Origin of the sequence: Pseudoalteromonas sp. MTN2-4 (assembly GCF_042848605.1) — a bacterium.
In the GTDB taxonomy this organism is placed as follows: Bacteria; Pseudomonadota; Gammaproteobacteria; order Enterobacterales; family Alteromonadaceae; genus Pseudoalteromonas.
Genome location: NZ_BTGK01000002.1, coordinates 814,994 through 837,116, shown reverse-complemented (window position 1 = coordinate 837,116; position 22,123 = coordinate 814,994). Strand labels below are relative to the sequence as shown.

Annotated in this window: 16 protein-coding genes and 1 pseudogene; 6 read left to right on the top strand and 11 right to left on the bottom strand. The window is 39.2% G+C overall.

The window, feature by feature from the left end; translation table 11 throughout:
• Nucleotides 1–84: 84 nt before the first annotated feature.
• From arsH to ACGHEH_RS08550, 5 genes and pseudogenes are all read right to left on the bottom strand, one after another.
• Nucleotides 85–768 (bottom strand): annotated as a pseudogene (gene arsH, locus ACGHEH_RS08570) (arsenical resistance protein ArsH); the annotation flags it as partial.
• A 79-nt stretch (nucleotides 769–847) separates the two neighbouring features.
• Nucleotides 848–1,393, bottom strand: coding sequence for an RNA polymerase sigma factor SigZ (sigZ, locus tag ACGHEH_RS08565; RefSeq protein WP_390444006.1), 546 nt, complete (start codon nucleotides 1,391–1,393; stop codon nucleotides 848–850).
• A 60-nt stretch (nucleotides 1,394–1,453) separates the two neighbouring features.
• Nucleotides 1,454–1,798: a HopJ type III effector protein gene (locus ACGHEH_RS08560; RefSeq protein ID WP_390444004.1), complete on the bottom strand. Its 345-nt coding sequence runs from the start codon at nucleotides 1,796–1,798 to the stop codon at nucleotides 1,454–1,456.
• Between the two features lie 93 nt (nucleotides 1,799–1,891).
• Nucleotides 1,892–3,031 carry an alpha/beta hydrolase-fold protein gene (locus ACGHEH_RS08555; protein WP_390444001.1) on the bottom strand — a complete coding sequence of 380 codons (1,140 nt, stop codon included), beginning with the start codon at nucleotides 3,029–3,031 and terminating at the stop codon, nucleotides 1,892–1,894.
• A gap of 110 nt (nucleotides 3,032–3,141) precedes the next feature.
• Nucleotides 3,142–3,735: a LysE family translocator gene (locus tag ACGHEH_RS08550; protein WP_390443998.1), complete on the bottom strand. Its 594-nt coding sequence runs from the start codon at nucleotides 3,733–3,735 to the stop codon at nucleotides 3,142–3,144.
• Between the two features lie 96 nt (nucleotides 3,736–3,831).
• Between ACGHEH_RS08550 and ACGHEH_RS08545 the strand changes: the two genes are divergently transcribed.
• Nucleotides 3,832–4,284, top strand: coding sequence for an Lrp/AsnC family transcriptional regulator (locus ACGHEH_RS08545; RefSeq protein WP_390443996.1), 453 nt, complete (start codon nucleotides 3,832–3,834; stop codon nucleotides 4,282–4,284).
• 586 nt (nucleotides 4,285–4,870) lie between these two features.
• On the opposite strand, the gene ACGHEH_RS08540 is transcribed toward ACGHEH_RS08545, so the two are convergent.
• Nucleotides 4,871–6,088, bottom strand: coding sequence for an NnrS family protein (locus ACGHEH_RS08540; RefSeq protein ID WP_390443993.1), 1,218 nt, complete (start codon nucleotides 6,086–6,088; stop codon nucleotides 4,871–4,873).
• Between the two features lie 183 nt (nucleotides 6,089–6,271).
• Here ACGHEH_RS08540 and norR point away from each other — a divergent pair, with 183 nt between their 5' ends.
• From norR to ACGHEH_RS08520, 4 genes are all read left to right on the top strand, one after another.
• Nucleotides 6,272–7,879 (top strand): nitric oxide reductase transcriptional regulator NorR, encoded by a 1,608-nt coding sequence (gene norR / locus ACGHEH_RS08535; protein ID WP_390443991.1) that lies wholly within the window; start codon nucleotides 6,272–6,274, stop codon nucleotides 7,877–7,879.
• A 238-nt stretch (nucleotides 7,880–8,117) separates the two neighbouring features.
• Nucleotides 8,118–8,588, top strand: coding sequence for a bacterioferritin (gene bfr / locus ACGHEH_RS08530; RefSeq protein WP_130255370.1), 471 nt, complete (start codon nucleotides 8,118–8,120; stop codon nucleotides 8,586–8,588).
• A gap of 3 nt (nucleotides 8,589–8,591) precedes the next feature.
• On the top strand, nucleotides 8,592–9,080 hold the full coding sequence (bfr, locus tag ACGHEH_RS08525) for a bacterioferritin (protein WP_130255369.1): 489 nt from the start codon (nucleotides 8,592–8,594) through the stop codon (nucleotides 9,078–9,080).
• Nucleotides 9,081–9,436: 356 nt separating this feature from the next.
• On the top strand, nucleotides 9,437–9,769 hold the full coding sequence (locus ACGHEH_RS08520) for a zinc ribbon domain-containing protein YjdM (protein ID WP_390443988.1): 333 nt from the start codon (nucleotides 9,437–9,439) through the stop codon (nucleotides 9,767–9,769).
• Between the two features lie 63 nt (nucleotides 9,770–9,832).
• Here the strand turns inward: ACGHEH_RS08520 and ACGHEH_RS08515 are convergent, their stop codons facing one another.
• The 3 genes from ACGHEH_RS08515 to ACGHEH_RS08505 form a co-directional block, all read right to left on the bottom strand.
• On the bottom strand, nucleotides 9,833–10,516 hold the full coding sequence (locus ACGHEH_RS08515; RefSeq protein ID WP_390443985.1) for a LipL32 family surface lipoprotein: 684 nt from the start codon (nucleotides 10,514–10,516) through the stop codon (nucleotides 9,833–9,835).
• A gap of 176 nt (nucleotides 10,517–10,692) precedes the next feature.
• A complete protein-coding gene (locus ACGHEH_RS08510; protein ID WP_390443983.1) occupies nucleotides 10,693–12,747 on the bottom strand; it encodes a S9 family peptidase in 2,055 nt (684 codons plus the stop codon).
• A gap of 95 nt (nucleotides 12,748–12,842) precedes the next feature.
• Nucleotides 12,843–15,434: a TonB-dependent receptor gene (locus ACGHEH_RS08505; protein WP_390443980.1), complete on the bottom strand. Its 2,592-nt coding sequence runs from the start codon at nucleotides 15,432–15,434 to the stop codon at nucleotides 12,843–12,845.
• A gap of 167 nt (nucleotides 15,435–15,601) precedes the next feature.
• Here ACGHEH_RS08505 and ACGHEH_RS08500 point away from each other — a divergent pair, with 167 nt between their 5' ends.
• The gene (locus ACGHEH_RS08500; protein ID WP_390443977.1) at nucleotides 15,602–17,659 is read left to right on the top strand and encodes a winged helix-turn-helix domain-containing protein; all 2,058 of its coding nucleotides are present in this window, start codon (nucleotides 15,602–15,604) and stop codon (nucleotides 17,657–17,659) included.
• Here ACGHEH_RS08500 and ACGHEH_RS08495 read toward each other — a convergent pair.
• Both ACGHEH_RS08495 and ACGHEH_RS08490 read right to left on the bottom strand, forming a co-directional pair.
• Complete coding sequence (locus ACGHEH_RS08495) at nucleotides 17,643–18,986, bottom strand: TonB family protein (RefSeq protein WP_390443974.1); 1,344 nt, start codon at nucleotides 18,984–18,986, stop codon at nucleotides 17,643–17,645. The genes ACGHEH_RS08500 and ACGHEH_RS08495 overlap by 17 nt on opposite strands.
• A gap of 283 nt (nucleotides 18,987–19,269) precedes the next feature.
• The gene (locus tag ACGHEH_RS08490) at nucleotides 19,270–21,828 is read right to left on the bottom strand and encodes a TonB-dependent receptor (RefSeq protein WP_390443972.1); all 2,559 of its coding nucleotides are present in this window, start codon (nucleotides 21,826–21,828) and stop codon (nucleotides 19,270–19,272) included.
• Nucleotides 21,829–22,123: the final 295 nt, after the last annotated feature.

Below are 22,123 nucleotides of genomic sequence, written 5' to 3'. Positions count from 1 at the left end.
TCAACAGCAAGCTACTTTGGCAGTGCTTTTTTCAGCATCTTGTTTCTTTTTTGTACACTTGATACTTACTTCAAGAACATCAGCCTGACTCACCTGTTCGTTAACGGCAGTATTGATACTTTCTTTTCGTTCACTGTATCGGTCAACCAACCAATCAAGGTTATCTCGAGTCAGCAATGTGAATTTCATCAGCTCTTCCATCACATCGACAATACGTGCATGGTAGGCGGACTCCTTCATGGTACCGTCTTCGTTAAATTCTTGCCAAGCTTTAGCCACTGAAGACTGATTCGGTATGGTTAACATACGCATCCAACGCCCGAGTAAACGCATATTATTTACCGCATTAAAGCTTTGTGAGCCACCTGATACTTGCATAACGGCCAGTGTTTTTCCTTGTGTCGGTCTTACTGCACCTTCTGAGAGTGGGATCCAATCAATTTGGTTTTTAAGTACAGCCGACATGTTGCCGTGAATTTCGGGAGAAGACCAAACCTGTGCTTCTGACCATTCTACTAAAGCACGTAACTCTTGTACTTTTTCGTCTTCAACAGATACGCCGTTATCAAAAAGAGGCAGCCCTTTTGGGTTGAACAAATTAACTTCAGCGCCTAAATGCTCAAGTATTCTTGCCGCTTCTTCTGCTGCATAACGGCTCATTGACTGTGCTCTGAGTGAGCCGTATAGCACCAATACACGCGGTTTATGATTGCTGATTGAGAATTGCTTAGGGGTTACGTCAAAAGCTTGGTTGCTTAATAAATGCATTTCATCTCCAATAGTGGTGTTTTGTATTCACTTATTAAGACGAAGCACGGTTCAAAAAGACGAAACTATTATAAAGTTTTTATTTAATTCTCTTTTCGGTTTGTTGTGGTTTTCTATGATAGTCAATTAGATTGCCTTGTTTATCTAATTCAAAGTCACAGCAGCGGTCAAATAACACTTTTAAGTCAGCTCGACTCTTTTGCATTCTAGACTTAAAGGTGGAGTAACTTACTCCAAGCTGTTCAGCTTGTTGTTTTTGCGAGCAGCCTTCTAAGTCAATCTTTCTTATTAAGTCAGCTTCATCTTCAGGCATGGCTTGCAGAAATGGCTCGATACATCTAATTAAATCAGCACGAATGTTTGCGTCTTGTTTTTCAATTATCTCGAACAACTCGGTATGCTGGTAATTATTGTGTTTGCGATAGAAATCAATAATGGCGTGATTGGCAATTTGGAAAAGCCAAGGTTTGATACTGGCCTGATCTTTTAGCTGGTGGATCTGCAAATGTGTTTTTAACAAGATGTCTTGTAATAACTCTTCTGCGTCTGCTGGGTTAGACACTTTTGAAAGTAAAAAAGCGTGGAGGCTGTTTTTGTATTCAGCCCAAATTTGTTCGATAGACATAATTTCAAATAGTGGTTTATAGCTTTTTTATCTTAAACCACTATCTGAATGACTAAAAGTCTACTGAAGCGGTGTACCGTTGAAAGTAACTGCTGCGACACTCGATTCAGCTTTTAAAAGTGTACGTATATTACTGTGGTCGTCATTTTCAGGATGTTGAACAACGTCGATACGATAATAATCACCAAAGCAATGCAGTGTTTGTTCTTTGCTTAAATTATTGAGTTGTGCAAAAGCTAAGATTTTACAAGAGCCTTGGTTTTGCTCAGCACTGCTTTGCAAGCCGTTATTGTTAAAAGCTGACGCTGTATAAGTGTAACTATCAGCAATTATTTGCTGACACTGTTCAAAAGTAATGGTTTCTGGTTTGGCGTTAAGCTGAGCTAAGAAGTCGTTTAATGTCATAAGTTTGTTCCTTTTTTGCTGAGTTTAACGTGCAGAGCTTAGCAGCTCAATTGAATAAAACTAAGCTGCTTAATTTGCCTAAACAAACTGAGTCTAAAGTTTGCTCAATTCACCTTTGAAATAGGTGAGGGCATCTTCATTGTTAAGCTTTGTTGCAAGCTTAACCCCTTGTTGTAATGTGAGGAGGCTCTTTTCAGTTTCTCCTAATTGTTCATAAACCTTTGCGAGCCTGCTCAAATAGAAGGTATTTTCTGGGTGCGAATTTACTAAATATTGCATAGTTGAAATCGCTTTTTCACCTTGTTTGTGCGCTACATAGTAAAAACTTAAATCGATTAAGCTTGGGTTTGGACTGAGCGTTTGCTGGTATTTTTCAGAGAGTTTTTTAAAGTAAACAATGACACTTTGTCGGCCTGCATTTGCAAATTGCGCTATTTCTGGGGTTTTATCAGCAAATAGGTGTTCCATGGCATCGGTAATACTTAGACTTGCAACCGATAAAAAATTATATTGGCTATAATTTGCAAATCGAGCGTGAAACGCTTGCTGACTAACATTCGCTTTGATGTTTTCAAACAGTGGTGCGTTATTAACGAAGGAGCCAAGAGAAAGATAAAAGAACCTATCTTGGTATTGTTCTGAATACTTTAGCTTTGAAAGCCTGTCAACAAGTCCTGACTTGTCTAACTCTAATGCTGGTGAGCTAGCTATAAAACCATTAAATAAAGTCGGCGATTGTTCAAACGCGTACAGAACAAAATTACCATTACTTGAATAGCCTTCCAGTACCTTATACTCGTACGTTAAATAGGTTTTATCGATAAATGGGATGAGTTCGTTTTTAAGCACATTTAAAGTTAAGGGGCTAGCAATGCCGGAAGCCGATACAAATTTAGGATGCAGTGTTGACTCAACATCAAGTTGAGGCAGTTGCACAATGATCATAGCGGGCATTGGGCCCATTTCAACATGACTTAGCCAATCGGTTTGATAGGCAAGCATATCAAGTCGACTGCCTCCTGATGTGGTATAAAGTACAGGGTATTTTTGTTTTTTGTTATATCCCCAAGGCAATATAACATCGAATGTAATCGTTTGTTTGGCGGCCTTAGATTGAAGTTGATGCTTTATTGTTTTAACACCCTTACCATGTTGTTCTTGTCCGTGTGCGAGCGAGTTTAATAGGCAGGCGAGTAAAAATATGAAAAACGTGAAGTGTTTAATTATGTTCATGGTGACTCCTTGAATAGTTGCCACCATGATGAAAGTAAATACTGGTAATTAATTGATTTTCTACTGATATAAAACTGATATTTTGCTGATGAAAAGTTTATAGCCGTTTTTTAAAGCGCTGGAACAATAGAGATGATTAATAAACCCGCCATGGCCCAGTTAAACTTTTTCATGTGACTTGGCTGTTTCAATATTGCCTGCATTTTTTGCCCTAAAACAATCCAACTCACTACACAAGGGAAGCCAACGATTGCGAAAATAACAGAGATTACAGTGACTGTGAGTAAGTTTTGCTCTGGCGCATAAACGCTCACCGCAGTGAGTGCCATAGTCCATGCTTTAGGGTTGACCCATTGAAAGAGTGCGGCTTGCATAAATGAAAAAGGCTTGCTTTTTTCTGCAATATCTTTGCTCTCACTGGGGGTTGCAGTTGCAATTTTATAGGCAAGGTAAAGCAAATAGACAATAGAAACCACTTTTAAAATGTCGTAAGTCACTGGGAAAGCATTGAATAGCTGCATGACGCCTAACCCAACTAACTCAATCATAATAGCAAAGCCAACCACGACACCCATTAGGTGTGGCACAGTCATTTTAAAACCAAAGTTTGCGCCAGAGCTCATCAGCATTAAATTATTTGGTCCTGGCGTGATAGATGAAACAAACGCGAACGCCGCAAACGCGAGAATGATTTCTTGTGTCATAGGATTATTCCTTTAATTGTGATAAAACAAGTTTAACGTGTTTAATGCTCAATTATCACGCGAATTTCACTTTTATAAACTTGGATTTTGCAATTAATGACGAAAATTGATGGGTATAACAAACAAATATTGTGCATTCTAGAAAGGGATGGACGAATAGCCAACACAGAGCTTGCTGAGCAAATTGGCTTGTCACCTTCAGCTTGCTTAAGAAGAGTGCAAGAATTGGAAAAGTTAGGCCTGATTAAAGGCTACAAGGCAGTCGTCGATCCCGAAAAAATGGGCGTTGGTTTTATCGCTTATGTGGCTGTTGGGTTGACTGAGCACTCAACACCTTCTCAACTCGCGTTTGAGCAAGCTCTTCAGGATGTTGATGAAATAAAAGAATGCCACAATGTGACAGGCCCATATGAATATCTTTTGCGAATAGAAACTAAAGATTTACATACATTCAAAGCACTTCACGCTGATGTGCTGGGATCAATTTCTCAAGTGAGAACCATCACCACCCATGTTGTGATGGATTCTCCAAAAGACACAAGACAGTAGCGCTATTGTTTTAGAGCTTTTCGCCAATGTGATAAACCCGACATAAAGTCGGTGCTACCGTGCTGATTTCAGAGAGTGAGTCGTTATTGATAACGCCAACTGGCCAACTTTACTAACCCGACATAAAGTCGGTGCTATCGTGCTGATTTCAGAGAGTGAGTCGTTATTGATAACGCCAACTGGCCAACTTTACTAACCCGACATAAAGTCGGTGCTACCGTGTTGATTTTAGAGAGTGTCGTTATTGTCAACGCCAACTCGCCAACTCTATTAACCCGACATAAAGTCGGTGCTACCGAGTTGATTTAAGAGAGTGAGTCGTTATTGTTAACGCCAACTGGTCAGTTCTATTAACCCGTCATAAAGTCGGTGCTACCGTGTTGATTTTAGAGAGTGAGTCGTTATTGTTAACGCCAACTGGCTAACTCTATTAACTCGACATAAAGTCGGTGCTACAGTGCTGATTTCAGAGAGTAAGCCGTTATTGTTAACGGCAACTGGCCAACTCTATTAACCCGACATAAAGTCGGCGCTACCGTGTTGATTTAAGAGAGTGAGTCGTTATTGTTAACTCCAACTCGGCTTTTTAACCTCTACGCCCATCAACCCTTTTCTTCATTAAAATGGGTGTATAAAACCACAAGAAGATGGCAAAGCCGACAACCCACAAATAAGCGCTGATATTCCACGCCAGATGAGGAGAATAAACAATTGGCATGAATGATCGAACTAGTGCGCTTAAAGCTATGAAAGCGAATGCCCAAGCTACCATGTTTGCCGGTTTTAATGCTCTACCAGTATGACCAAGTGAGACTCTTGCCATCATTGCCAAGATCATTAATCCAATGCCACCAATGGTAATTAAATGCAGTGCATCGGCCGGATTAATTTGGCCTGTCAGGTAGCTAAACGCGAGAAATAAAATGCCAACTGCACTTAAAAAGTAGCCTAAATGCAGTGACCAAAGCAGCGGTACTTTGAATACTCCTTTATCAAACCACAAAATGGTGCGAGTTAAATGTAAAGTGGCAGCAGGAAGTAAAACCAAACCAACATTGATATCTAGAGAAAAGAGTTTGATGCTAGCAAACCCAGTCATCGCCAATAGGCTAAATAACAGCAACAATTTATCAAGCTTAGGTGTTTTTACTTGTTCATCTCGGTTTAAACCACGGGCTGTAAAAAATGGAATGACACGTCCACCAATAATGCCAATTAATAACATAAAGCCAAGTACGGCCAATTGTGTGAATAAACGAGCGAAAGAATATTCACCTAACCAAGTACTCATTAAGAATGCGCTATTAAAGAGAGTGAGTAAGGCCAGCACAACAATCATGATGTAATTGTGTTTTGAAGCCGATGACACCAGCATATGACTCAAATAAGCAATGGCAAAGAGCCAGAAAAATATTTGCCCAAGTAGCAAAAGTAATTGGTTGTCTGCATAAAAAAAGAAAATAGCTCGGCAAGAAACCCAAATCGCGCTGAGGGTAATTAAGCCTTTACCAGAAAGTCCAGGCACACCAGTCCAAGTTTGTGCTGCTGTGAGTAAAAAACCAATAGCCACCGCTGAAGCAAAGCCAAAGATCATTTCGTGTGCGTGCCAAAGTGTCGCAGGAATTTGTGCTTGCCAAGAGAGTGTGCCATTTAAAATAAATTGCCATAGCAAAATAGCGAGCACTGACCAAAGCCCAGCTAATAAAAAGAATGGCCGAAAGCCAAGCATGAATAATGGCCATTGATGTGGTTTGAAAAGTTTAAACTCACTAGGCACCGGCTCAGTTAGATTGATAGGTCTCATGACTACTCCACAGCATTTAAATTATCTTTTTAGGGCTTGTGAGAGTAATGGCATTTACTGTGCCAAATATTATTCTTATTAAAATCATATTATTAGTAAGGTTTAATAAATAATAATTTGAATGAGAAAGTCATTTTGACTTAAACTTTGCGTGTCTTTTGATAATTAAAGAGTCAAAAATACATGGAGCAACGTTCGTTATCTTCACTGCTTATGCTTAATAGAGCGTTAGCTCGGGCATTACCTAACTCTGCGCAATTTGACGTAGAGCATTGTTTTGAAGCCGTTATTCAGGCTGTTAAAGAGTGTTTTATTAGTGATGCCATCGCCTTACTACTTTATCAAAACAGTAAATTGGTACCTGTTGCCATATCAGGATTGATGCCAGATGTGTTGGGTAGACATTTTGTGATAGACAAGCATCCGCGTTTACAGGCAATTAGTCAGTCAGATAAGGCTGTTAGATTCAATGCCAATAGTGAACTCCCTGACCCTTATGATGGGTTGCTGATTGCACAAGAAGGTGATATTCCCGTACACGCATGTATGGGGTTTCCGATTAAGCATCAAGAGCAATTGCTTGGAGTGATCACGGTAGACAGTTTAAATGCGGGCACTTTTGAAGACTATGCGTCTTCCTTTCTGCAAATGGTCAATGAGGCTTTGAGCAGACATGTTAGTGCCATACTTCTGACTCAAGACCTGCTCACTAAGGCGCAGCAGGGCAGTCACTTAATCACCGAACTGAGTAAAGGCCAATACGAAATGGTCGGGCAAAGTCTGGCCATGAAGCAATTACAAAGAGACATTCAACTTGTAGCAGGTTCTGACTTTACGACGCTAATCACGGGTGAAACAGGCACAGGTAAAGAGCTCGTTGCTCACTCTCTGCATAATCAATCTCTTCGTGCGAGCAAAGTGTTCGTTCAAGTAAATTGCGCTTCATTACCTGAAACACTAGCCGAAAGTGAGTTATTTGGTTATCGAAAAGGTGCTTTTACGGGGGCAAACTCACATCGTGATGGTAAGTTTCTGCTTGCTGATGGCGGCACTATTTTTTTAGATGAAATCGGTGAGTTGCCGTTAAACACCCAAAGTAAATTACTTAGAGTATTACAAAGCGGCGAAATTCAACCTGTTGGTGCAGATAAAACCCAATCTGTTGATGTGCGAGTTATCGCAGCGACCAACCGAAACCTATTAGAGGAGGTTGAGGCAGGGCGTTTTCGTGCCGATTTATATCATCGACTCAGTGTATTCCCGATTATAGTACCATCTTTAAACGAGCGCTTAGATGATATTCCGTTACTGACAGGCTTCTTTGCTGAAAAAGTCAGTAAGCAACTTGGCATTGCGCAATTAAAGTTGTCACCGAGTTTGTATCAATTACTACAATCTTACAATTGGCCAGGCAATATTCGTGAACTTGAACATGTGATAAGCCGTGCAGCATTAAAAGCAAAACAAAAACAGTGGCCAAGTAGCATTATTAGTGTAGATGAAAGTGACTGCGAACTATTTACAGTAAGCCAAGAGCATAACAATTCTACTAATAGCTGCTCTAGTTTTGAAAGCACAAAAGCGGAAAGCTTTAATCAAACTAGCACTGATTTAAGCCAAATAGCTTCATTAAAGTCTGCTACTGAGCAATTTCAAAAAAAATTAATAGAGCAGGCTTTATTAGAGCATGAACTAAATTGGGCAGCAGCAGCTAGGACATTAAAGCTGGATAGAGCAAATCTGGTACGTTTGGCTAAACGCTTAGGTATTGCAGTGAAAAAAACAATTTAACTATACAAATTATATAGTTAATATCTATTTCAATTTTTGTGTTGGCTATGTTTATGTGTTTAGTGAAAAAGTATGGTGTTAAGAGTGTTTTTGCTAATCTAAATCACTCTCAATAATGTTATAAGTTGTTTATTTTAAAAGAATATATTAATTCTTTGCTTATCTTTAATTGGTCTTGCAGTGACTAAATTTTAGTCTAGTGTTATAGGGCGTCTCGTAACTTTTATTAGGGGGCCCTATGCAGGGTAACAAACAAGTCATTGCGCAATTAAATGCAATTCTGACATTAGAACTGACGTCGATAAATCAATATTTCCTTCACGCCCGTATGTTCAAAAACTGGGGGCTAGAAGAGCTAAACGAAAAAGCCTATAAAAAATCTATAAAAGACATGAAACAAGCGGACGATCTTATCGAACGTATCTTGTTTTTAGAAGGTTTACCTAACTTACAACACCTCGAAAAATTGCGTATCGGTGAGCATGCAGAAGAAATGCTTGCGTGCGATATGGCATTCGAGTTAGAGCAAATCCCTGCCTTAAAAGCGGCAATTGAATTGTGTGAGAAAGAGCAAGATTACATTTCTCGCGAACTGTTAGAAGAGATCCTTGAATACGAAGAAGAGTATGTCGATTGGATTGAAGCGCAGCAATTCCTAATTCAACATACAGGTATTCAAAATTATCTGCAGTCGCAGGTTGAGGAGTAAATCATGCAAGGTAATCCAAAAATCATTGACCTACTAAATCAACAGTTGACGCTAGAATTAACATCAATGGATCAGTATCTCGCACATTCTAAAATGTATGAAGACTGGGGATTGGGAAAGTTAGGACACAAATTGGCGCATGAATATGATGAAGAGCTTGATCATGCAAAAGCGATTATTGAACGTATTCTATTTTTAGAGGGTAAACCTGACACAGCCTCTCGTCAGCCAATTAATGTGGGTGATAATGTTCAGCAAATGCTTGAAAACGATCTGGCGGCTGAAATGACAGTCGCTGCGAGTTTAAAAAACATCATAGGTGAGTGCGAAAAAGCACAAGACTATGTGACTCGTGAAATTCTAGAGAAACTTCTAGATGATACCGAAATGGATCATATTTATTGGCTTGAACAACACTTGAATTTAATCAAACTTATGGGTCTGCCAAACTACATACAATTGCAGATGGACAATAGTGCACCAGATGCGTAATTGAATGTACTTTTGATGTTTTTATAGACAAAAGTACAATGTTTAGGGCATTGTTTTTATTCAACACTTGCCCTAAATTTTTTATATGAGCTAACTTTATTGTCAGTCTTTAATTTGCACAGGGCCGTTTTTACCTCCTTTTTAGCGGTCTGTTAAAGCTTTAAAGTTCAGCTCGCTTTATTTCATGACTAATCTGGGTAATTACTTCTACAACAGCATTCACTGCAAAACGCGTATTTAACCTGAATTAATCATCGAATAAAACTGATGTTCGATCAGGTTTTTTCAAAATCTCCTCGCATGATATTTTTTTAACTATTAGAATAGCGGAATTGTAATTTTAGAAGTTGTGAAATATGTCATTACCTCCTTGCCCTAAATGTAATTCTGAATACGTATACGAAGATCAAACAAACCTAGTGTGTCCAGAATGTGCACACGAATGGAATCCTAATGAAATAGATGAAGATGCATTTGAAGTGAAAGATGCAAACGGTACTGTGCTTGCTGACGGTGATAAAGTGACCGTTGCTAAAGATCTTAAAATCAAAGGCAGCTCACAGGTGATAAAAATTGGTACTAAAGCTCTTGTTCGTCGCGTATTAGATAAAAAAGATCATGAGCTTGACTGTAAGGTTGATGGTGTTGGCGAAATGATGGTAACAGCTAAATTCGTTAAAAAAGCTTGATAGCTATAATGCATTAAATTAAAAAGGCCCAAATTGGGCCTTTTGTCATCTTAAAGGCTAAGCTTAAAGCTTATTGCCATTTACTAGTTCATGTAACTCTTCAAGTGATGCTGCGATTTTAACGCCCGGTACGTTAGTACCTATTGTTGCTTCAAATGAGCCTTCTACGTTTGAACGGAAAGACGTAAATGAAATACGGTAAACACCGCGAACAAGTGCTTCACTAGGATTATTCATTGACGTTGTTTTACGAAGAAGAGAGTTGTAGTTTGCACCACTTGGGTTTGCAGGTAACTCTGATGTATCGTCGTTACGCCCTAAGTTTTGTAGCACCTTGCCACCGTTTTTGATTTTTGTATTGTCGATGATATTTAAACGATCAAATACAATATAAGTATCAAAGAATTTATCAGCATCTTTTTGCATGCCAGGTGTGAAGTTAGCATGAATAAAGTCAGCCCCTTCAGGTGTTGAAACCGCTGGTGAGATCATTGATACACCGATTTCATCTACTGCAGCAGGTACCCAAGCATAAAGATAATAAGTATCTTTGCCTTTATACTTGCCTTCAGGCTGAACTGATGAGTCTACATAACCATAGTAGTTTGAGTAGTTAGCATATGGCAAACGCGCTTCAATGCCCGCTACACCTTCAGATACCGAGCTTTTAAGATGTGGACCTGTTGCTGAACAACCTGCTAAAACAGCTGCAGTTACAAATGGTAAAACTAGACGAGAAATTTTCATTGATTTGACTCCATGTCACTGTATGAGAAATGAGCATAGAGTATACGCGTGAAATTTTTATTACTAAAGTATTAGTTTATGGAGATTTTTCATCTTAGCTAATCTAAGTTGAGTGTAACTCATACAAAAAAGCCACCTAAAATAGGTGGCTTTTTGTTGTTTTTAACGAAGTTAAATTATTTTTTAGCTTCTTTTGCTGCTTTTAAATTTGCAGCATGATCGATTTCATAAGTCGGCATAGTTTTCTTACCTTCAATAAGGTAGTTGTCCATCCAACGCATTAAACGAATGCTGTAGTCGTATTGAGCAGCTACTTTACGGTTACCATGACCTTCACCAGGATAGTACACTAGGCGAACATCTTTACCTTGTACTTTCATGTAACGGTATAGCTCCATTGACTGAGCTGGGTGAACTCGAGGATCGTCTTTACCGTGCATGATAAGTAATGGTGTTTCAGACTGACCTGCCCAGTAAATAGGGCTGCGCTCTAGGTACCATTGCCACTTTTCCCAAGGGTATGAACGTGCATGTACAAGGTACATTTCATTAGAGATGTCAGTTGTACCAAACTTAGATAGTTGGTTTGTTACACCTACAAACATAACACTTGCTGCGAAGTGCTCAGTCAGTTTAGTCGCACCCCAAGCTGAAGCATAACCACCGTATGAACCACCAGTGATACCAACGCGCTTGCTATCAACTAAGCCCATTTCAACTAAATAGTTTTTCATATCAACTAAGTCGTCAAACTCTTTACCCGCATAGTCGCCTTGACCAAGTTTTGAGTAATCAACGCCTTTACCTGTCGAACCACGATAATTCGGATAAAAAACAGCATAGCCACGTGCTGCACCCATTTGACCTGGATCTGAGTAGCTTGTTAACCAGCCGTCTTTGTCATGGCTTTCAGGACCACCGTGAACCGCCATAATTAGTGGATAGCGCTTACCTTCTTGGTAATCAAGTGGGTAAATTAATACGCCGCCAATCTCTACACCATCACGTGCTTTGAATGAAATATTTTCTTGTTTAGCAAAGCGTTTATCATTTAACCAATCATTTGAATCTGACAGGCGTTTTGTCTTTTTACCGCGAAGCATGAAAACTTCGTTCGGGTGCTTGTCAGTGTTACCACGAAGAATAATTGTTTTGTCTGAATCAGATACAGATAGGTTAGAGGCAATCAGTTTACCTTCTTTGACGATCTTCTTGTACTTGTTAGAGCCAACTTTGATCTGGCCAACGAAGCTTTCAGCGCCCACGTTTGCAACAAAGTTTAATGTGTTACGGCGGTTAGCCCACTCGAAATCACCAATGTGGCCCATGAAGTTCGGGATCCACTCTTCAATTTCGCCCGTTTTTGCATTACCTAGATATAGACGACCAGTCGCAGGGTCATGCTTGTCCTCAGCACCAAGAATGGCAACATAATCGCCTTCGTATGAGAATTCAGCAGCACCTAACTTACCTTCTGTTTTAAAAGAAGTGGTAATTTTCTGCGAAGCTACATCCATCACGTGCCACTGTGACTTCATGTATTTATCATCAATCAGGGCCGTAGGCTGAGTTTTAACAAGTAACTTGTCACCTTCATCAGAGAAGTTAATATCGCTTACATATCCTTCAATCTCTACCGCAGTAGGTTTCGTTGCTTTATCTGATTGCACTAAATCAACAAGGTGTAGCTGTTTGTTCTTTAGGCCTAACTCGTAAACTTCAGCCATAAAGCCGAGCTTTTTAAGTTCTTTTTCAGTCTTATTTTTAGCTGGCATAGCTAAGATAGCAACTTGTTTGCCATTAGGGTTTAGCTTGTAGCTAGAGATTGAAGTACCGTTTATTGATAATACTTTTTGTGACTCACCACCGTTAGCAGCGATACGATACAAAGACGTGAATTTATCAGTTTTCTTTTTAGTTAAAAAATAGATGAAGTTACCATCAGCAGACCACTGAATGCTGCGAACATTTACTTTGCCAGTGATGAAAGGGCGTTCAACACCTCTATCATCAACAACATATAGCTCTGAATAGTTTGTACCGTTAGCATCAATATAAAGTTCTCTAGGCACTGAACGTGTGAAAGCTACTCGCTCACCTTCAGGGTCAACTGCGGTTTGAATAACTGATTGAATTTTAGGAATGTCTTCTATTGTAATAGTGTCATTTGCGAATGCAGAGCTGGTAACTAAGCCCACGGCAAGAGCAATTGTCGATTTTATTAATTTCATTTTTTGACCTTGTTCTTCACTTGTTGCGCATTATTTTAAAGGGAAAACATAGGATTACCAATGTTTGCGATTAATCGAGAATAAAAATCGATAAATTAAAACTGATAACGGGCACCAAAATAAAAACGTCTGCCGTTAGCGTACACGCCCGTTGGTGCGTATTGGTTTCTTTCGTAGGTGTACGCTATTTCATTATTTAAATTAATGAATTCAAATACCAGATCAGTTTTGTCATTAATTGAGAAAGTGATATTGCCATCAAGTTGTCCATAATTATCCATGGTGACTTCGCCAATACCTGTGGCAAATTTAGTACGGTAATTGTAAGCAAAGCGAATACTAAGCCAGCTATTTTCGTAATATGATGTAACATTAAAACTATGTTTTGATGTGCCAGGTATGAGCGCTGAGGTGTCAGTTAAGTGCTGGGTGCGGCTGCCATCGACAAAGGTATAGTTAGCAATAACCCCAAAGCCATTAAACAAATGCTGTTGATAGCTAAGCTCTATCCCCCTCACGCTACCACCATTGCCATTTATTGGTCTGTCGATTGACATGATAATACCTTCATGGTTTTCGAGCTGTCTTTTAAATTCAATAAAGGATTCAACGTCTTTATTAAATATAGCTAGCGAGGCCAGTGCGCTTTCTTCAAAATACCATTCTAGGCCTGCATCAAATTGAGTTGCACGGTAAGGATCTAAATTTGGATTACCACCTTGGCCTTGCGCTTGGGTCACATTATAATTAGTTGATGGCATCAAGTGATGAAACTGAGCGCGAGACATCACACGCGCAACAGAGAAGCGGGCAATTAAATCGCCATCTAAGTCAAATTTTACATTTGCGCTTGGTAAAATATCTGTATAACTCTTTTCGTCAGTTAACCATTGAAAGCCGTTACTGTTTTGCGAGTCGGTTTGTTTAAAGGCTGATGCATCTTGCCAAGTATTAACGATTCTTACGCCTATATTTGCGCGATAATCATTACCTTCAAGAAGCAGTTTGAGGTAACCAGCTAGCGATTGCTCCTCAATGTCAAAACGGCTTGCAGTTTCTACTTCTTGTTTAAAAGGGAGGGGGGAAAATACCTGACTGAGACTTGAAATATCAACAAAGCTGTAAAGCTTTAGGGTTTCATGATTGCCAATTTGCGATAGGTAGTTATCGACAAATGCATCAGGATGCTCTGATAAATTGGTATTAATTGCACCGGATAATCCATCGAGTCCACCGTCAAGCGATCGTAATCTAGAAAATTCACGGTTATGTTGTTTAAGTTTAAAGCCAAATTGAAGGTCAGAAAGGGCTGTATGTATCAGCTCATAATTAAAGTCAGCTTGAAGATAAATTAAAGAGTCTGTTGCATCCTGTGCATCTTTTCTTGCCTCAGTTAAACGCCATTGGGCAGCATCTAAAGGAGACACAGTATAATTCGCAATAATATTTTTGTGTTGTTCAGTACTAACCGAATAGTCGGTATTTGCAGAAAACTGTGACGTAAAATCCTCACTGGTACCACCGCCACCATGGGTGAAACCAAATCGGAACTGATTTTGCCATCTAGGGATTGATTGGCTCAATTCAAGCTGAATACTGCTGGTATCAATTTGCGATTTTCGCCAAATGGCTTCCATGCTGGTGTTAAATTCTGCATCGTCTAACTTACCGTACTCGCCATATACTAGTGTATTATCAATGAATTTTGGGTTTGTAAGTGTACCGCTGTTGTTTAAAACAATGGCAGGTTGCCATAAAAAGTTTTGGTTTGAGTTGTCGGCTTCTAATTGTGAATAAAGAAGGTGGCTTTTAAATTGCCAATGTGGGTTCAGAATATATGAAACACCTGAAGTTAGCGTGGTTAAGATACGCTGTTGTTGAAATACTGCTGAACCACCACCGCCAGGCGTCCAAATGTTTTTTAAGTCGGCCTGCCCATCGTTGCTACTGGTATATTGATTTTCACCCACTCTATTAAAACTTCTTTCATGCCAGCCCCAGGATTCAAGCCCATCACGCCTTAATGAGCGTTTTAAACGGCTCGCTGTGAATAGAAGTGCTAAATCTTGATTGTTGTTTTTCCAATTAAATACAGTACTAATTTGTGGGTCAAATTCATTTGATAAGTCATTGTACTGTAGCTGTGTACTTATCAAGGCTAGATCGTTATCTGTATAGAGAGGATCGAGTGTCTTGATATTAATACTGCCACCTAAAGAGCCTTCATCTTGGTTTGCCTGAGGTGTTTTATATACCTCTAACGAGGAGACAATATCTGCAGGCAGCAAAGTAAAGTTGAAGCCACGGTTTGGCTGAGAAGAAATCCACCAATCTGCCGAAGCTAAATATTGGCCATTTAAAAAGGTTCTATTTTGTTCAGGCGTTGTGCCGCGAACACCAATGCGCTCTCCTTCTCCTTGTACACGAGAAAGTGAAATACCGGTGATTCTTTGAAGCGCTTCGGCTACATTTTTATCGGGAAACTTGCCTATTTCTTGGGCGCTGATGGTGTCGCTTATTTGATCATTTAAACGTTTATAACTTAAAGATTTGACAACGCTGTCATGAAAGCCTCTAATTTGAATGGTTTCTAAGAGATTTTCATTGTCTTTTTCAGAGGGATTAGCGGCAACTTGAGTGCAAAATAAACTTAAGATAATGAGAGATTTTGTATTTTTATTTGTCATTTATGCAAACCTCAAGAAAAACCAAACTCAAAAATAGTTGTATGGGGTTCAATACTGAGTGTGTATTATGAGAAACAATATACGCTTTTATAACGAATTTAACCATTACTTTACGGTAAGACCACAGAATAAGGTATTTTGAAATTTTGCAGTCGTCACGGATTTTAGTGAATGATGTCTTAGTTGAACCTGCTGCACTGAAAATAAAAATTTCAGGACAATGGCAAGCAATTGAGGCTAAGCAGTTAGCTTTGTTGTTGCTATTGATTCAACATCAAGGTCACTGTGTAAGTCGTGATACCATTATTCAAAAGTTGTGGCCGAATACTTTAGTCAGTGATAACTCTGTTTCACAGTTAATCGCGCAACTTAGGAAAACACTACAAGACAACAAAGCAGCAGCTAAATTTATAAAAACTATTCCGCGAGAAGGGTATCAGCTTGTCGCGTCAATCTCAGAACCACCCAGCATACAAGAAAAACTTATTGCGCCACGTATCAATAGGCCCGTTAATTGGTTGTTATTTGGTTGTCTCTTTGGTGTTTTGATTTCAGTGGGCGTCAACTATTTTAGTCAGCCAATTGTACAAAAAAGTCCATTTAAATATGAGTCTAGATTAACATCAGCGCCTGGCCTCGAAGTGTACTTACGTTATTCTCCTAATGGACGCTATTTGGCATTCAGTCATTTAGGTGAAAACCAGTCACAATTTGATTTGGCTATTTACGACAGTCAGAGCAAAATCGTGCATAGTTTAAAAAGCAGCAGCTATAGTGAGGAAGCTCCGGTTTGGTCGCCAGATGGAAAGTGGCTTGCTTACTATCGTTTTGATCCATTTAAGTGTGAAGTTCGCGTTATAGCTGTGGATAAAACTATAGAAATGTGGCGCTTAGAAAGAGAGAAAAAACTCTTTGATTGTGAGCTTGGCTATGGTCCAAGAAAGCTATATTGGCTGAGTAACAATCACATCGCTTTCAGCACCCAAAAGATAAATAATCTCATCGTTGAATCATATGAGCTTGATCAACAATTGAACATAGTTAATTTGCATCAATATCCAGATGTAACTGGCGAGATTATTGACGTGCTCCCAGGGTCAACGAAGCTATTATTAAAATCAAAAAGTCGGGACGGATTTGATTTAGTCACACAGACATTAGAAAACCCAAAAACAAAAAAAAGTGTATTTAGCAGCTTCAATGCGTCACTCGCGTTATGGTATCAGCCAGATCAAGTCATCACTGTTCGAGATAAGTTATTAATCCAAAATACGGCTATGAATACTGCATTGCCGATAACGGCAAACGCTAGTCTGGTTGGTGATTTAGCATTAAGCAAAGCAAGTCACTCACTCGCGCATTCTGAAGGCTATGCACAAGTCAGTGTATATAGATTAGATAACTTAAATAGTAATAAATACTTGGTACCAATTAGTTCAGCTACTCGGCTTGATATAAGCCCGAGTGTATCTAGTGATGGCAACTATTATGCATTTGTGTCTATACAAGCCCAGCAAAACCTTAACTCTGAGGTGTGGGTAAGAAATAAGCTGAGAGCGAATGCTGAGCTTGCTTATACGCTCGAAAACAATGAATTAGCGAGATCATTGCTATTCTCACCTGACAACCAGTATTTAGCTTTGATGACTGAGTCTAACAAACTGTTAGTAATAAATTTATTTGCCAAATCTGCGGTGAAAATCGCAACAGAGTTTACTGCGCTAAGGAATGTTTATTGGGCTAAAGATAGTCACTCATTATTCTTTACGAGCTCTGATGAAAATGGCCAACCATTAAACTGGCAATACGACTTACTTGATTCTGGCAATAAGTTACTAAGTACACCTCAGAAGTGGCCGCCATTAAGAGAGCGGAATATTACATTTACGCAATTTTCTGAAGATTTGAAGTCGTACCTTCTCCCAAGACTAACTGCGTATTTTGATGAGCCTCAGTTGACGGCTTCGTTTGCTTTATATCTGCCAGTACTTCACGAATATGGTGCGTATTTTGTTATTAGATCGGGACATAAGTTGTCTCTATATGAGTATGTGAATAAAACTGGAGAAGTTAACTTACTGAAGGAGCTTGGAACTTACCTTTACGATATCAATACGCCGCTTGCTTTAACGACCAGTAAAGATGGGCAACAAATTTTATTTAATCGTATTGATGATATTGAAATGGATATTGTGCTTCATAAAAGTGTTAAAGGCGTTGAATAAATGCTGAGATTGCTTTGGTCGACCAATTTCTATCTTTAGCGACATTGAGTGCCTGTTTGGCGTATTTCATAGACAAGGTTTTATTCGTCAGGGTTTGTGCTCTTAACAGTAAAAGCGTGGGATGTTCATTATCTATGTCTAACCCGGCTTCTAAGCATTGTTTAAGGGCCTCTTGCTGATTTGGCATGGTTTTAAGTAATAAACACATTTCTTTTATTGCTCTAAAGTGACCTTGTTCAGCGGCTTGTTTGAAATAATTTAATGCGCGGTTTGGGCTGTATTCTGGGCTGTTATGATCGGCAAACAATGTTCCTAATCGATAAAGTGCAGGTAAGCTATTTTTCTGAGCTGCAACTCGTAACCAGTTTATGGCCACTTTTCTGTCTGAGTCTTGGGTATTGTTATTTAGCAAGCTAGTTGCAAGCTTGTACTGTGCCAACGGGAAATTATTTTTTGCCGAAGCAAATAATAAGCTTTGTGCAGCTTGCTCATCTTGCCAGTGATATTTCAAAAGTTGACTGGCATTGTATTCACTCGATTGTAACCATTGAGAGATATAAAATTGAACCTCACTGTTACCTTTTTCTGCAGCGTCTATATGCTCACTAATTGATTGTTTATATTGCTTTCTTTGATTTTGAAATGCCGTTTTATATTGTTTTCCTTTAAACGTTGTGAAGTGATATGTAAGCGAACGATTTTTTATTGGTATGTCAGTGTCATAGCGCCAAAGGCTTACTGCATTAATTAATTCGGTCGAAAAAATATGTTTTGGATGTGCGGCAATTAAACTGATGTCAGTGACTGCGCCGCTCTCGTCGATATCAAATTCTACCCATACCCAACCTTCTACACCTTGTCTAATTGCTTGCTCGGGGTAATTGGGTTTATGGTCTCTCACTTTGTTTAAGACTAACTTACTCTTATTAAATGAACTTGGATAAAATTTTTCAGAAATAACATTAAAGCCATATTGCGATTTGAGTGCTAAATATATGTCTTCTAGCACCTGCTTATCAGGGTATTGTTGTTTTACTAATTCAGCTGTTTGTTTTGCATCCGTTAAACCAAAATCACTGGCAAGTAAAAACCATGCATAAGCTTTAGGTAAACTTTTAGTCGTGCCTTGTCCATGTAATGACATAACTGCCAAATTGTACATGGCGTCAGTATTACCAAATTGACTGAGTTCAAGGAACTCTGAATGAGCAAGGGAGTAATTTTTTTGTTGATAGTGTTGCGTCGCGCTGAATAAATCGGCAAAACTTTGCTTTGAAAAACAGATAAGTAATAGCAGTAATGGTCCTGTTAAACGCAAAAAGTCCATAAATACGAGATGAATACCTATCTTAACGAAGTTGAGATGAATCTGAATAAAAGCAAAGACTCAACTATGACATGAAATCACTAGTCTTGTATAGTTTATGGGATACATATGGTGCGAGTTTTTGTTGTATTTTATAAACTCTTACCAACATTAACGAACACTAAAAAATAAAGCCGATGTACTTTCGTACACCAGCTTTAGGGTGTGCTCCGGGCTTAGCACCTTGTTTGGGCAAGCGAGCTTGCCCAAACTTTTAAGTCATACCTGTGTTAGCTGAAATGACTTAAAAACTAAAACGCAAACCAGCCATAAAGCGTCTACCGTCTTTGTAAACACCTGTTAGCGCTTGCTTCACACCTTCTTCTTGGTAACTGAAAGTGTGCTCATCTGTTAAATTAATCACTTCGAAAACAGCGGTAATATTCTCATTGATGTTGTAATTAAATGAGGCATCAATTTGACCATACGCATCTTGATAACCAGGCCATGCTCGGCCAGTGTCATAACCCGTACGGTAGTTATATGAAATTCGACCACTGTAAGTCTCATTTTCGTAGTAAGTGCTGAAGTTGAAAGTATGTTCTGAAATGCCTGGGATAAGAATGTCATTACCCTCAAGATCTTTTGATTCACCATCTACAAACGTATAGTTTGCAGCAATACCAAAACCTTCAGCCAATTCAGTTTGATAGCCTAATTCGATACCTTTCAGAGTACCTGCCGGGCCATTAATAGGGCGGCTGATCTCAATCTCAACGTTATCAAAAGTTTCAGTTTGGGTATTTTCGCCAAGTGTTGATTGCAAATCTTTGTAGAAAAGGGCAGAAGAGAAAATACCTGCGTCAGAGAAGTACCACTCATAACCAACGTCAAATTGTGTTGCGCGATAAGGGTCTATATTTGAGTTACCACCCGTACCTACACGTGTTTCTGTGTTATACGTGGTTGCATTTGTCATTGCTGCATAATCAGGGCGAGTCATAACACGTGCAGCACTGAAGCGTAAGATCATGTCTTCTTCAATGTCTACAGCAAGGTTAATACTAGGAAGAATATCAAAATAGCTCTTATTTTCTTCTTGCCAAACCTTTGCATCAGCAGGGCCTACATAAGCACCGGTTGTTTGTTTAGTTTCAACAAGACGAACGCCCAAATTACCACGCATTCCGTCAGCATCTATATCGGCTTTGATGTAACTGGCTAAGATCTTTTCAGTGATTGCGAAGTTGCTGTCATAAAGGTAATCGTATTGCCAAGATAATGCGTCACCCGCTGCTCTGGTTTTAGCTAAGTCCGTCATGGCATAATTTTTTAAAGTACCCGATGTGCCAATACCGGATAAGAAGTCACTCGGTGCTTCAAAAGAATAATCCGCTAGGCTCCAGTGTAAATCAGTACGCGTTTGTGAGCGAAGTCGAACGTTTTCACGTTTGTGATCTCGATATTTGACACCCATTTTGATCTTACTGAACACAGCAACATCGATGGCACGTTCAAAGTCAGTCTGACCATAATACTCTTTATCTAAAGCATCATTTGAGTCATAACGCAAAAACCCTAAATTCCAGTGTTTTCCGTCAGCAGGATCTTTTGCATAGCTAGTTTCAATGCTTTCGACGTTTTGTGCATTGTAACTATGAACAGCATTACCTTCCCAGCCAACACTTCGGTCTGTTTGAGTACCACCAGAGCCTTCAGTTACGCCGATGTGGTAACTTGATTTCCAGATTTCGCCATCATGAACTAGCTTAAGATCATAAGAATTTGTTTTAAGTTTAGAGTTACGAATTTTGGTTTCATCTAAGATATTACTACCATCTGGAGACAAACCAAGTGTACCAGCCTGCGCAAACTTGCCTACTTTGGCGTGGTCAACGATATCTAGAGATTGATATTTTGAACCACCGTAACCTGGTAACCACAGGAAGTTTTGGTTTGCGTTATTTGCTTCTAATGTCGAATTTAATGCGTTAAAAGTAACGTCCATGTTATCCGAAGGGCGATATTGAAGCGTAAAATTAAAGCCAGTTCTAACACGAGCTTGAGTAAACATGGCAGAGCCACCGCCACCTGGTGTATAAACATTTTCTACAACAGTACCATCCTCAAGCGTCTCATCACGATGCGTCCAGCTCCAAGCTTCGATACCATCGCGGCGCAGGTTTCGCTCTTGTCTAAATACAGAGACTAAGGCACCAATTGATTCTTCATCATTTTTCCAGCTATATAAACCAGCTAATTGCGGATCTGTTTCACCAGATACTTCACTGTGTTGCATAATGACTGAACCAGCAATTTTATTTGCATCTAAGTCAAGAGGCTTGCGGGTTTTAACAATCACCGTACCACCGATTGAGCCCTCATCAATATCTGCTTCTGGTGATTTATACACTTCTAAACCTGATACAATTTCAGAAGGGAGCATTGTGTAGTTAAAGCCACGGCTTGCTGATGAGTCTACCCACCAGTCAGCTGAACCAACGGCTTGGCCGTTTAATAAGGTACGGTTTTGGTTTTCAGATGTACCACGTATACTAATACGCTCACCTTCACCAAAGTTACGGCTCATTGAGACACCTGTGATACGCTGTAACGATTCGGCTACGTTTTGATCTGGAAATTTACCAATATCTTCAGAAGAAACCGCATCGACTATAGAGTTCGCGTAGCGCTTAGCGTTGATTGATTTAACAACACTGCCACGGATCCCTCTGACTTGGATCACTTCAACTTCATCTGTTTGTGCACCTTGTGCTAAACTCGATGAACTAAAACTTGCTGTTGATGCCATAAGAATGCTGCTGATTAAAACAGCAAGCGGCTTTTTATTATTTGTACTCATGCTTTGATTCCCCTTGAAAGCATTTAATTAACAATTGCGTGTGCTTTGCAATGTTTAATAAGTTAATACTTGTTTAATAGGAAATCTTGAAACGAAATGATTAATTGTGATTAGTTGGATCTTTAATTTAAAGCTCTGATTTTTAAGGTTATTATTTTTTATGAATTAAGTTTACTTATAAGTTTTAAAATGTAATCAAGGTGGAATTCACAAATAAAAATTAATGTTTTTTTAACTCTTTTGTTTGATTACATTTTCCTACAATGATATTTCACTTGAGAAGGTCACTTCTCAT

What these genes read in the sequence shown, in the direction of transcription:
- bfr (WP_130255369.1), top strand. Translation starts at nt 8,592, where the DNA reads ATGCAAGGTAATCCAAAAATCATTGACCTACTAAATCAACAGTTGACG.
- bfr (WP_130255370.1), top strand. Translation starts at nt 8,118, where the DNA reads ATGCAGGGTAACAAACAAGTCATTGCGCAATTAAATGCAATTCTGACA.
- ACGHEH_RS08505 (WP_390443980.1), bottom strand. Translation starts at nt 15,434, where the DNA reads ATGACAAATAAAAATACAAAATCTCTCATTATCTTAAGTTTATTTTGC.
- sigZ (WP_390444006.1), bottom strand. Translation starts at nt 1,393, where the DNA reads ATGTCTATCGAACAAATTTGGGCTGAATACAAAAACAGCCTCCACGCT.
- ACGHEH_RS08550 (WP_390443998.1), bottom strand. Translation starts at nt 3,735, where the DNA reads ATGACACAAGAAATCATTCTCGCGTTTGCGGCGTTCGCGTTTGTTTCA.
- ACGHEH_RS08515 (WP_390443985.1), bottom strand. Translation starts at nt 10,516, where the DNA reads ATGAAAATTTCTCGTCTAGTTTTACCATTTGTAACTGCAGCTGTTTTA.
- ACGHEH_RS08520 (WP_390443988.1), top strand. Translation starts at nt 9,437, where the DNA reads ATGTCATTACCTCCTTGCCCTAAATGTAATTCTGAATACGTATACGAA.
- ACGHEH_RS08510 (WP_390443983.1), bottom strand. Translation starts at nt 12,747, where the DNA reads ATGAAATTAATAAAATCGACAATTGCTCTTGCCGTGGGCTTAGTTACC.
- ACGHEH_RS08545 (WP_390443996.1), top strand. Translation starts at nt 3,832, where the DNA reads ATGACGAAAATTGATGGGTATAACAAACAAATATTGTGCATTCTAGAA.
- ACGHEH_RS08495 (WP_390443974.1), bottom strand. Translation starts at nt 18,986, where the DNA reads ATGGACTTTTTGCGTTTAACAGGACCATTACTGCTATTACTTATCTGT.
- ACGHEH_RS08540 (WP_390443993.1), bottom strand. Translation starts at nt 6,088, where the DNA reads ATGAGACCTATCAATCTAACTGAGCCGGTGCCTAGTGAGTTTAAACTT.
- ACGHEH_RS08490 (WP_390443972.1), bottom strand. Translation starts at nt 21,828, where the DNA reads ATGAGTACAAATAATAAAAAGCCGCTTGCTGTTTTAATCAGCAGCATT.
- ACGHEH_RS08560 (WP_390444004.1), bottom strand. Translation starts at nt 1,798, where the DNA reads ATGACATTAAACGACTTCTTAGCTCAGCTTAACGCCAAACCAGAAACC.
- norR (WP_390443991.1), top strand. Translation starts at nt 6,272, where the DNA reads ATGGAGCAACGTTCGTTATCTTCACTGCTTATGCTTAATAGAGCGTTA.
- ACGHEH_RS08555 (WP_390444001.1), bottom strand. Translation starts at nt 3,031, where the DNA reads ATGAACATAATTAAACACTTCACGTTTTTCATATTTTTACTCGCCTGC.